Annotated in this window: 8 protein-coding genes and 1 pseudogene; 4 read left to right on the forward strand and 5 right to left on the reverse strand. The window is 35.0% G+C overall.

Features of this window, described 5'->3' with window-relative positions; all coding sequences use genetic code 11:
* Positions 1 to 7: 7 nt before the first annotated feature.
* From AABM58_RS05115 to AABM58_RS05135, 5 genes are all read right to left on the reverse strand, one after another.
* Positions 8 to 628: a TRP75-related protein gene (locus tag AABM58_RS05115; protein ID WP_338406570.1), complete on the reverse strand. Its 621-nt coding sequence runs from the start codon at positions 626 to 628 to the stop codon at positions 8 to 10.
* A gap of 196 nt (positions 629 to 824) precedes the next feature.
* Complete coding sequence (locus tag AABM58_RS05120; protein ID WP_338406571.1) at positions 825 to 1,361, reverse strand: hypothetical protein; 537 nt, start codon at positions 1,359 to 1,361, stop codon at positions 825 to 827.
* Between the two features lie 197 nt (positions 1,362 to 1,558).
* On the reverse strand, positions 1,559 to 2,416 hold the full coding sequence (locus tag AABM58_RS05125; RefSeq protein WP_338406572.1) for an Rpn family recombination-promoting nuclease/putative transposase: 858 nt from the start codon (positions 2,414 to 2,416) through the stop codon (positions 1,559 to 1,561).
* Between the two features lie 181 nt (positions 2,417 to 2,597).
* Positions 2,598 to 4,712 carry an FtsK/SpoIIIE family DNA translocase gene (locus tag AABM58_RS05130; protein WP_338406573.1) on the reverse strand — a complete coding sequence of 705 codons (2,115 nt, stop codon included), beginning with the start codon at positions 4,710 to 4,712 and terminating at the stop codon, positions 2,598 to 2,600.
* Positions 4,713 to 4,716: 4 nt separating this feature from the next.
* Positions 4,717 to 4,923: a YggT family protein gene (locus AABM58_RS05135; RefSeq protein WP_338406906.1), complete on the reverse strand. Its 207-nt coding sequence runs from the start codon at positions 4,921 to 4,923 to the stop codon at positions 4,717 to 4,719.
* A gap of 1,047 nt (positions 4,924 to 5,970) precedes the next feature.
* On the opposite strand from AABM58_RS05135, the gene gatB reads away from it, so the two are divergent.
* From gatB to AABM58_RS05155, 4 genes and pseudogenes are all read left to right on the forward strand, one after another.
* Positions 5,971 to 7,395, forward strand: a complete 1,425-nt coding sequence (gene gatB / locus AABM58_RS05140) for an Asp-tRNA(Asn)/Glu-tRNA(Gln) amidotransferase subunit GatB (RefSeq protein WP_338406574.1) — start codon at positions 5,971 to 5,973, stop codon at positions 7,393 to 7,395.
* Positions 7,396 to 7,527: 132 nt separating this feature from the next.
* Positions 7,528 to 9,078: a hypothetical protein gene (locus AABM58_RS05145; RefSeq protein ID WP_338406575.1), complete on the forward strand. Its 1,551-nt coding sequence runs from the start codon at positions 7,528 to 7,530 to the stop codon at positions 9,076 to 9,078.
* A gap of 29 nt (positions 9,079 to 9,107) precedes the next feature.
* A pseudogene (locus AABM58_RS05150) lies at positions 9,108 to 9,934 on the forward strand (IS5 family transposase).
* A 950-nt stretch (positions 9,935 to 10,884) separates the two neighbouring features.
* Positions 10,885 to 11,748 carry an Rpn family recombination-promoting nuclease/putative transposase gene (locus AABM58_RS05155; protein ID WP_338406576.1) on the forward strand — a complete coding sequence of 288 codons (864 nt, stop codon included), beginning with the start codon at positions 10,885 to 10,887 and terminating at the stop codon, positions 11,746 to 11,748.
* The last annotated feature ends 54 nt before the right edge of the window (positions 11,749 to 11,802 follow it).

Here is an 11,802-nt window from a genome sequence, read left to right on the forward strand (position 1 = left end):
TGTGATACTATTTTACTGTGTCAGCTACGCTGCCAAATGAACTCGAACCATTCAAACTATAAGCATCTACGTTATCCAAATTAGCAATAGAATCACGTGAGCACGTTCTTCTTGATGGAGTTTCTTTTATAGTGATATTCATAGGAGAAACTTTTTTTTCTCGTGTTGAAGTAATTTTTTTTCCTTCTTGTTGTTCACTTTCATGCTGCTTATTTTCATACTGGAAAACTGGCTCTTGATCTATAAATACAGCACCCCTTAAACGTGCGATATTAATACCATGCTGATTTATCATAGCGCTCTCTTCATCGTCGACTATGCAAGCTTCCACGTCATTTGGCTCATTATCAAGACTAGCAATTTTTTTCTCTTTTAATTTTTTGATTAGATCTTCTTTATTTATAGCTCGATCTTGTAACTTTTTTTTCTTGAGCAATTCCATACGCTTCTCATACAGTTTATATGACTCAGCAAAATCCTCATCTGTATGAAAGCTTGCACCACCAGGGTTACCAGGAGGTATGTATCTCTTACTGAGCTTAGATTTAGCTTCAGCACTATGCACAGTAAAAAAGCTAGAAACCAAAAACATTAATATAAACAAAACTTTAGAAAAAATCCTAAGCATATAGTGCTATAGTAAATATCGTGTTTTAAAAGATAGCAATTAACAAACTTTAAGTAAACCAGAATCTTTACTAACTTTACAATACAAATATTTTTCTAAAAAGTGATATGTTTACTATCAAAAAACCTACATAGGCTAAGAGAAGAGTAAGGTGCTACAAGTTGCGTAACACCTCCTCAAGAAGAGTGTTATTCAGCTACATGTTTGCAGCTTTCCGTAGTCCTTTAGTATCATCGGTATTCACATTATTAAGTTTTGCGTCTGGTGTATCTTGATCAAGCGAGTTCTTTTCTTTCTCCCTCTCAAGCTTAACTCCCTGATAGATGCAGAATGCAACAAAACTAGTTATCGCTATTACGGCAACAGCAGTGGCTATGGTACAAATTAGTAGTGTTTTTTCTTGATCTGCTACTGCCTCTGCAAGTGTTTCCACTTTTTCTTGCAGGCCGTTTAAGTGCTCTTGCATAGCTTGAAACTGCTCAGTACCAATCTTGTCTTCTAATGCACTAAAAACTTTTTCAAACTGCTCAGCATCTATCTTTTGAGCTTCTTGCCATTCTTTTAATGCACCAAAAACTTTTTCAAACTGCTCAGCATCGATTTTTTGACTTTTTTGAAATTCTCCTAACAGATTAGATATTTTTTGGAATTGCGTAGCATCACCTAATTGGCTTTCCTGCAGTGCTGTTACATCTGATTTGTCAAAACCGAACACAAATTTAGTTATACCCATTTTTAACCCCCTAGTTAATTAATATATTATAATTTTACATTCCCAATGTTTAAATTATTATTAAATTAACTGTCATTATGTATTGACCTTTTAATAATTTTGTTTGACTTGCTTTTTGAAAGTGCGAAAACTTAAATTAAGGTACTTACGAAATACATGAAGAAAAATGCTTATTGTATTTTTGTAACCATTCACACTTAATTCTGCAATTCTTTGATCTCACTCATGGAGAGGCCAGTAAACTTAACAATAGTGTTGACATCAACATTATTAGCTAGCATTGCTTTTACGACTTCAATTTTTCCTTTCCGTACACCTTTCTCTTCAGCAAGATCAAGTCTGTATTCAAGGATAGCTTCTTCTTTCTGTAGATCCATCACTCTTTCTTCATAAGCTAGGAGATCTTTTTCACTCCAGTGAAACTTGTCTAATTCATCGTATGCTAGCTTTATTATTGGTGATTCCTCTGCAATTTTCTTTAGATCTTCATCTGTCGTTTCTTCTGCATGCTTAAAAAAGAAGCACCACCTTTCTATTGTGCTTTCTAGTTCCTCCACTCTGCTTTTTGAAAATTTAGGTAATTCTATAAAGACAAATTGAAAATCTTTTAAGTAATGGCCGTTGGTTTTTATATCACGTATATTGTGAGTAGAAATATACTCAACCTCTTCAGGGAATAGCATACCATTGGAAATAGCAATGAAGAAAACCTTCTTTAAATTAATGTAATTTTTATCAGCCTGCCTTGAGTAAGCCTTAGCAGCATAGAGTTGTGCGCGCTTTTCAAAGCCCTTGTCGCGAGCGAGCTGCATCTCAATTATATATCTTGACCCACTAGAATCCCTGCAAAGAACATCAACTATACTTTGTCTATCAGAGGCAATTTCAGGGTCCATAATGGTGCTTAAGAATTCTACTTCTTGTATAGTATTGACTTCAGTACATCCTAAAATATCATTTAAAAAATGGATAAGAATATTCTTATTTTTTTCAGTACCAAAGATTTTCTTAAATGTTAAATCTAACTTTGGATCGAGAAATTTAGAAAGAGCCATGGCAAGAATGCTTGAAAATATTAATAATTATACACTATTATTAACAATTATTCAATTATATTTTTAAGGAAGACAACTTTTAACTTTGTAAAAGATAGCCAAGAAAGTTGCATTTGCAGCAAATTTTAAGATACCCATCTATGGCCTAACTTAACGCGCATGAACGTTCTCAGAAGCCCTGTTATTCTACTAATATCTCTCTTTTCCCTGAGTAATTTGGAGCGCTGACAATACCTTCCTTTTCCATTCTTTCAACGATGTTTGCTGCTCTGTTATAGCCTATTCTAAGCTGCCTTTGAATGTAACTGGTTGAAACTTTTTGATCTCTTTGAATGATGGCCACTGCTTGGTTGTAAAGGTCGTTTTCTTCATCCTCTGTTTCACCTTCTGATTCCACAGAAGAATTTTCATCTTCCTTGGTAATTTCCTCCATGTAATTTGGCTCACCTTGCATTTTCAGATGATCAACTATATCTTGCACCTCATCATCGCTCACAAATGGGCCGTGAATCCGAATAATCTTACCACCAGAGGCCATATAGAGCATATCACCCATGCCGAGCAATTGTTCAGCCCCTTGTTCGCCAAGTATTGTGCGGCTATCTATCTTAGAAGTAACAGCAAAACTGATTCTTGTTGGAAAGTTTGCTTTTATCACACCTGTTATCACATCCACAGATGGACGTTGTGTTGCCATTATGATATGTATTCCTGCAGCTCTGGCCATTTGCGCCAAACGCTGAATAGAGCACTCTATCTCTTTGCCGGCAACAAGCATCAAATCTGCCATTTCATCCACGATCACTACAATATATGGAAATGTTTCCATTTTGATTGGCATTTTTTCAAACAGAGGTTTGCCTGTTGTTGAGTTAAAGCCAATCTGTACAACACGTTCTAATTCTATCCCACTATTCATCGCTTCTATGATTTTTTGATTATAGTTTATAACATTGCGTACATTCAAATACGACATCATGCGATAGCGGTTTTCCATTTCTTTCACTATCCACTTAAGAGCGACTACAGCCTTTTTTGGCTCTGTTACTACTGGCGTTATTAGATGTGGTATTGCATCATATATTGAAAGCTCAAGCATTTTGGGGTCGATCATTATCATCTTGCATTCGTCAGGACTTAATCGATAAACGAGTGAAAGAATCATAGTGTTAATCGCAACTGATTTACCAGACCCTGTGGTTCCAGCAACGAGCAAGTGGGGCATTTTAGTTAGATCTGCAATAACTGGTTTTCCACTTATTTCTTTGCCAAGCGCAATTGGAAGATTTAAGTTTGCATTCTGGTATTCTGGTGATTCAAGCAAATCACGCAGCATTACAATTTCTCGTTCCTTGTTCGGCAACTCTATTCCCATAGCATTTTGCCCACGAATTATTGAAATACGTGCAGAGAGTGCACTCATCGAACGTGCAATGTCATCTGCAAGGCCAATTACTCTTGCAGATTTCGTGCCAGCTTGTGGTTCAAGTTTGTACAAAGTCACAACCGGCCCATAGCATACACTGATAATTTTTCCTTGCACGCCAAAATCACTCAGGACTTGTTCCAGCAGAGATAAATTTTTATTGCTCTCCATTTCATTTAGCTGTTTTCTCTGCAAAGACTCTTCTGCTTTAGAAAGTAAATGGATACTTGGAAACTTAAACTCACTTAAAACCTCCTCGGTAGCTTTTTTCTGTCTTTCTTTTGGTTGTTGTTTAGTAGTGATTTTAGTTCTATGTTTTTCTTCTACTACTAATGGTGCAATTGAATACTCAGTAGTTTTATGTGATCTGAAGAATGGAACATTTATAAATAAGCAAGCTATTTTTTTGAATAGGAAAAATATAGAGTAAATTGTTCTCTTCCAACCAACAGATCCTACAAGACCTATTGATGTTACTATCACAAATATATAAAACGGGCAGTTATTAATTAGTGCATTCCCTATTATTCCACTGTGTCTGTACCTTGCAGTGATGCCTAGCGAAAGTTGTGGTAGTATAGCACATATCCCTAAATTGATTAATATTAAATAGAGAATTTTTAGCAGCCTTTTTGATGGCCTGAAGATCAACAAGTAAACTATGGTTGTAGCTATTGTAACACTAGTTAATCCAAGAAATTGAACCAATATATCAGCTAAATATGAACTTACTATTCCACCTAAATTTGTCACTTCCTCATTTGTAGCTGTGTTTAAAGAAGGATCTTTATAGTTGTAGCTAAAAACTGATATATATATATATATTAAGAGTGAGAGATATACTGCTGCTTTTAGATATCTTTTTAGCATCTACTTAAAAGTAGTAATTCATTGTATATTGTACAAAGCGAATTGCTATTAGCAATATCATTATAGATAAATCTAATCCGTTGAACGGTGGTATGTATCTTCTGATAATTTTTAGTGGTGGATATGTCAATTGGTTCAAGATGTGCATTATGCTACTGACAATTTCATTATATATGTTCACCATATTAAGTTTAATCAGCCAGTTTAGGATAACCCAACATTGACCTTACCCAAAAAAGTGGAGAGAAAGTTAAGAAAATTTTTTACAAAAAGAATAATGAATCAAATAGCTCAGGAATGCAATAGACTTCTTGCATAACCCAAACTAAGTAGAAAAAAGGTATCATCTAAGTAGCTGACACTGGTTCACCTTATGGTGCAACCTCCCCTGTCATCCGAGTAGCTGACACTGGGATCTAGGTTTTTTAGAGCTATCATAGGATGACAGAAGCACACTTTGTCATCCCAGTGCGTGACACTGGGATCTCATTTCGTAACTTCATAGTATAAATTATTTCAAATTGTATCTATTTGCAAATATATAAATATAGTAATTTTGCATAAAAAATTAGATCCCAGTGTCACGCACTGGGATGACAAGAAGAGGGCTACTCGGATGACAAAAAAAGGAGCACTGGCCTACCTAGTAGAGATCGCTTTTGTAATTGCAGTATTCGTGCAATCTTTAGCTACAAACATTAAGAAATTTACCAAATGAAAAAAAAGGCAAAAGAAGCCCCGTGGTTGGCTAATTACTTACATTATACTTTCAAGTATGGCGTTTTTTTATTCTAAACACTTAATAACCGCGATTCAGTTGCTTTTAAACCGCAACTAATCTAAATTATAAACGTTAAGAAATTTACTAAACAGAAAAAAAGGCAAAAGAAACCCTAGGGTAGCTAGTTATTCACTATCCATTTTTTAAGTTGGCGTTTTTTTATGTTTTAAACGCTTTATAAGCGCGTTTCAGCTTATGTAGGTAGAAATTTTATAAGACATAAGGTGCACATAGTGCAAAAAATTAAACATGAGACGCCAGATACGTGAGTTTTTTTGTCATTTAATCTGTACAGAGAAGATAAATAAATAGCTTCAGCTTCATGATAAGAGGGCTGGCGGAGTTTGTCAAGTAATCTTTTGCATTTAACCCGTTTCTATGGGTAAAACAATCTGAATCGTTCAACTAATATGAGTTTTGTTTTGACTTTTTGTGTTAATTTTGCAGAATATTAAGATTATCATCTAAATAAAATACATGACAAAAGAGGATTGGGAAGCGGTAATTGGGCTTGAGGTGCACGCTCAAATTTCTTCTAATACGAAGCTATTTTCTAGCTCATCAACGGAGTTTGGTGCTGAGCATAACACTCAAGTTTCTCTAGTTGATGCGGCAATGCCAGGTACACTGCCAATACTAAATTATTACTGCATAGAGCAAGCAATACGCACCGGTCTTGCACTTTCTGCAGAAATTAATAAGTGTTCTTACTTTGATCGGAAAAATTATTTTTATCCTGATTTACCGCAAGGTTACCAGATAACTCAGTTTTTTGAGCCAATAGTTAAAAATGGTAGAGTATTTATCAACGACAATGAAAAGGAAATAAGAATCGCGAGAATTCATTTAGAGCAAGACGCAGGAAAGAGCGTTCATGAGGAAAGCAAAACTTATGTGGATTTAAATCGTGCAGGAGTTGCTTTAATGGAAATTGTTTCAGAACCAGATCTCCGTTCATCTGCGGAAGCTGCAGAATGCATGAAAAAATTGAGGCAGATTTTGCGGTACATTGGTTCATGTGATGGTGATATGGAAAAGGGATCACTTCGTTGTGATGCAAATGTTTCTGTCCGCCTAAAAGGCAGTAGCACATTTGGCACTCGTTGTGAGATAAAAAATCTGAACTCGATACGTTATATTGTGCAAGCTATAGACTATGAAATACAAAGACAAATTGAAATTTTAGAAGGTGGGGAAGAAATAAGTCAAGATACCTTATTGTTTGACGTTGCTTCGGGAAAAACAAAAGTGATGCGAAACAAAGAAGATGCAAGCGACTATAGATACTTCCCTGAGCCTGATTTATTACCTGTTGAGGTAAGCCAGGAGAAAATTGATTTAATTCAATCATCTTTGCCCGAGTTGCCAGATCAAAAAAAGCTGCGATACATTGAGGAATTGGGTATCAACGAATACGATGCAAACGTCATTACTTCCGATAAGGCAATTGCTGATTACTTTGAGGAATTGATAAAAAAACATGATTCAAAGCTCGCGGTCACCTGGTTAACCGTAGAGCTTTTTGGTCGTTTAAATAAAGCAGGTATTGATATTGTGAGCTCTCCAATCAAAGCAAATGCCTTGTTGGAACTCTTAGATTTTATCGTTGATGGAACAATCTCTGCTAAACTTGGCAAACAAATTTTTGATATTATGTTTGAAACTGGCAAACCTGCATCCCTTATTATAGAAGAGCAGGATCTCAAGCAAATAACCGATAAAGGTCAAATATCAGAAGTTATCGACACAATCATCAATAGCAACCAAGATAAAGTTCAAGAATACAAAAGCGGTAAAACAAGATTATACGGATTCTTTGTTGGTGAAGTTATGAAACTTACCAAGGGAAAAGCCAGCCCTGATGTCGTGAATTTAATTTTGAGTGAGAGATTAAGTAATTAGTCACATTTTTTTATTTACATAACAGCACATCTCGTAGATATTCCAAGGTCTTTGTTACGATATCTGTACATCATGACATATAACTTTTTTACCATTTGTCGGTACTATTTTTAAAATTATGTGAGGTTGAGGATGCTTGAAGATCATCCTGTTTGGGGGGCAAAATGTTCTCGCCATGGTATTGACTATCAAGAGTTGTGGCTCATATTATTTCTCATGCGTGTGATGGATAAAAAATGTCCTTTCCGCTTAGCTACAGAATTGAAGTCAGCTGCAGGCTTTGATGATGTTGTTCTCCAATGTAAGCAAAATAAAACAACAATACATAGGTTTGTGCAAGTCAAACACAAACAAGATGGAACTGAAAAAATCAGTGTAGGTAGCTTATTAACAAAGAGTGGTGAGTTTAATTTGTTGAAATACTTTATTGCTTATTTAAAGATCAAAAGTAATGGAAAGTTTAAGGGTGAGATGAAGTATTTTGCTATTGTTACGAATATTGATTTTGATTTCACAGATTCAGCACAACATGAAGTGAGAAAGCTGAGAATGATGTCGAGTGGAAAGAATAAAGAAAAGGAAATTTCAGTTATAAGAATAGACACACAAGATGAGTTTCTGGATGTAGGTGATGGTGTAAGATATAAATTTGATAATAGTATTATCTCATACTTGCAGGAAAATAAGGATTTTATAAAGGGTAAGGTAGGTAGAGAAGTCAGTGATAAAGAAGTCGAAGACTTTTTAAATGAACTAGTGTTTGCGGTTAATTTGCCCAATGAAAGTCAGCTAAAAGAATTGTTTAAAGGTGAGATGAGTGGTAGATTGGCCAAAAAGTTTGGCTATGTTGGTGACAATGAAATCTTTTGCAATGACCTTCTGGAGAAAATATCAGACTGGGTGAAAGATATAAAAGGACGTTTTCTTTCGCCAGAAGAAGGAAAAGAATTTTTCCAAAAAGTGGAGCTATGGGCCAGCACTCTATGTGGGATAGAACGAGGGGTAAAGAAAGGGAATAAAGGAATTGATAAAATAGCAAAACAACAGCATAAGGATAGTAAAACACTGAATGAAATACATGCAGCTGTAACAGCGCAAAATAACAAGCAAAGACCCCATAAGAAACCTTATGGTCCTCGTGACAAAAAATCGAAAGCAAGAGAAGAAGGAGATATAGAAGAATCAGATGAATTTGATGAAATAGAAGCTTTAGAATTTGTTAAAAGGGCTTTGAATATAGAAAACAATTTACAGAATAAGGAAATAAAAAAGCTAGCACAGGAACTACAATATTCCCAATTGGCTTTAAAACTAGCGGTTACATATATTAGTGAAGAAAATATTGTATTTAGTCATAGGGGTAGAAAAAGGATTAGAGTTGGTGGCTATCTGAAAAAGTGTGAAAAGATAGCAGAGAAGCTACTTGACTTTAAGTCCGAATATAAAAGTGATCGTTATGCTAAGGCAACTTTCATAACTTGGAAAATTACAATTGATGCTATAGCGCAAAAAAAATTTGGGCCGGAAGCATTGAGCATTCTCGAGATAATTGCCTATTTTTCTCCTAATGAGATTTATATAGAAGAAATCTTTTCACAGCAAGTAGCTAATGATAAAGAAGCGTTGTGGAATGCTGTTGAGTTACTTAATCGATATTCAATAGACTTCTTTCAAAATTGTTAGAGGGAGTGTAAGATGAAGTATTTGAAAGCATGAAATATAAGGAAATAGAAAAGTTAGAAGGAGAAAAGTTTCGACGTTTAACAGGGGTAAAAAAAGCAACATTTGAGCGAATGGTAGAAATTCTAGAAGTGGAGGATAAAAGAAAAAAAGCTAGAAGTGGAAGAAAAAGTAAACTTTGCATAGAAGACAGGCTACTTATGGCACTGGAATATATAAGAGAATATCGTACATATTTTCATATTGGGCAAAGCTATGGCATGAGTGAAAGTAACAGTTTTAAAATAATAAGATAGGTAGAAGACATATTAATAAAACATCCAGATTTTGCATTACCAGGAAAAAAAGAGCTATTAAAGAGTGATGTAGAATATGAAGTTTTAGTAATAGACGGAACTGAAACGCCAGTAGAGAGACCAAAAAAAAGCAAAAGCCCTTCTACTCTGGAAAGAAAAAAAGGCATACTATAAAAACACAAATAGTAACAGAGAAGAAGAGTAAAAAAGTCATATGCACATCTTTCTCGAATGGTAGAAAACACGATTTTCGGATGTTTAGAGAATCAAAGGTAGCAATATTACCGGACACCAAAATCTTAGCTGATGCCGGCTACAGGGGAATGCAGAAGATACACAAAAATGTTGTATTACCGCACAGGAAAATGAAAAAGAATCCGTTAAGCAAAGAACAAAAAAAAGAGAACAGGGCACTTATGAGCCAAAGGGCAATTGTTGAAAACGTAATTGGCTTATTGAAAAGGTTTAAAATCATCTCGGACAGGTATAGAAACCGACGAAAACGTTTTGGTTTAAGGTTTAATTTGATTGCTGCAATTCACAATTTTGAGCTCCATACATGAATTTTGAAAGAAGTCTAATGTCAATTTTGACGTTTTCATAATGTTTTTCCCCCTATTAAGATTTATTGATTTAGTTGTAGTAGTTGAAATAGCAAACCGGTTAGGTTGCCTAGTTTGGTTCTTTCTTTCAATCAAAGGTATTCTACTGTTTTAAATTCCCTGTAAAGATTTAGCTTATCTTTTACATCTAAACAGCATTAACACGATTTGGCTTTTTGTAGATGAGTAATTCTCTAGGGATTATCCTATTGAATTCTATGATATTATTTTTTGTAACATTGTTATACACGTCATGAAACTGAAGCTATATTATTTAACTTCCCAATCTGTGCAGATTAAAACGACAAGAAAACTTGTATTTGGCGTACTATGCTTAATTTTTTGCACTATGTGTACCTTATGTCTTTATCAAATTTCTAGGTTTTTACCTATATAAGCTGAAACGCGCTTATAAAGCGTTCAAGACATCACCCAACGTCAAATTTTAAAATAGAGAGTGAATAACTAGCTACTGCGGGTTTTCTATGCCTTTTTTTTCATTTGGTAAATTTCTTAATGTTTATGGCTAAACGACAACCGTCATCCCGCTGCTTGTTAGCGGGATCTATGTTGAGAGATACCGCGAATGAATCGCGGTATGACGGTGTAGATAGTATCCCACTACGTGTTAGCGGGATCTAGAGATACCACGGCGGTATTACGGTTCGTGGCGGCATGAAGATAAGCTCGTCATTCCGCTACGTGTTAGCGGGATCTAGAAATACCGTGAATGAATCGCGGTATGACGGTTCGCGGCGGTATGACGATAAGCTCGTCATCCCGCTGCTTGTTAGCGGAATCTCTTGTTAGTGGCTAAGAGATACCGCGGCGGTATAGCTATACTTAAAAATATGGTTGAATAGTTGTTAATAATAGTGTATAATTATTAATCTTTTCTCAGTATTTTTACTATGGCTCTTTCTAAATTTCTCGATCCAAAATTGGACCTAACATTTAAAAAAATATTTGGTACTGAGAGAAATAAGAATATTCTTATTCATTTTTTGAACGATATTTTAGGATGTACTGAAGTCAACACTATACAAGAAGTAGAATTCTTAAGCACCATTATGGACCCTGAAATTGCTTCTGATAAACAAAGCATTGTTGATGTTCTTTGCAGGGATTCTAGTGGGAACAGGTATATAATTGAGATGCAGCTCACTCGTGATAAAGGCTTTGAAAAACGTGCACAACTTTATGCTGCTAAGGCTTACTCAAGACAAGCTGATAAATCTGGTAAATACGTTGATTTAAAGAAGATTTTCTTTATCGCGATTTCAAATTGTACCTTATTCCCTGATAAGCTTGACTATATATCTAGCCATACCATAAGAGATGAGAAAACCAATGAACATGACTTAAAAGATTTTCAATTTATCTTCATAGAGCTGCCAAAATTTCCTAAGAGTAGAGAAGAACAACTGGAAAGTGTAGTAGACCGTTGGCTATTTTTTTTCAAATATGCAGATGAAACAACGGATGAAGATCTCAGAAAAATTGCGGAAAAATCACCAATAATAAAGCTAGCATATGATGAATTAGATAAGTTTCACTGGAATGAAAAAGATCTAGTAGCTTATGAAGAAAGAATAATGGATCTGCGCAAAGAAGAAGCCATTCTTGAATACAGACTTGATCTTGCTAAAGAGGAAGGTAGAAAAGAAAGGGAAATTGAAGTTGCAAAAAATCTATTTAAAGCAGGGGTTTCTATTGATATCATAGCTCAAACTACTGGTCTTTCCATGAGTGAGATCAAAGAATTGCAGAATTAAGTGTGAATGGTTACGAAAAATATAAGTTTTTGCGATAAACGACATAGTGATGTA

Origin of the sequence: Wolbachia endosymbiont (group A) of Longitarsus flavicornis, assembly GCF_963931955.1 — a bacterium.
Classification (GTDB): domain Bacteria; phylum Pseudomonadota; class Alphaproteobacteria; order Rickettsiales; family Anaplasmataceae; genus Wolbachia.

Coding starts and splice junctions, on each gene's coding strand:
- AABM58_RS05155 (WP_338406576.1), top strand. CDS start 10,885: ATGGCTCTTTCTAAATTTCTCGATCCAAAATTGGACCTAACATTTAAA.
- AABM58_RS05120 (WP_338406571.1), bottom strand. CDS start 1,361: ATGGGTATAACTAAATTTGTGTTCGGTTTTGACAAATCAGATGTAACA.
- AABM58_RS05130 (WP_338406573.1), bottom strand. CDS start 4,712: ATGCTAAAAAGATATCTAAAAGCAGCAGTATATCTCTCACTCTTAATA.
- AABM58_RS05125 (WP_338406572.1), bottom strand. CDS start 2,416: ATGGCTCTTTCTAAATTTCTCGATCCAAAGTTAGATTTAACATTTAAG.
- gatB (WP_338406574.1), top strand. CDS start 5,971: ATGACAAAAGAGGATTGGGAAGCGGTAATTGGGCTTGAGGTGCACGCT.
- AABM58_RS05115 (WP_338406570.1), bottom strand. CDS start 628: ATGCTTAGGATTTTTTCTAAAGTTTTGTTTATATTAATGTTTTTGGTT.
- AABM58_RS05145 (WP_338406575.1), top strand. CDS start 7,528: ATGCTTGAAGATCATCCTGTTTGGGGGGCAAAATGTTCTCGCCATGGT.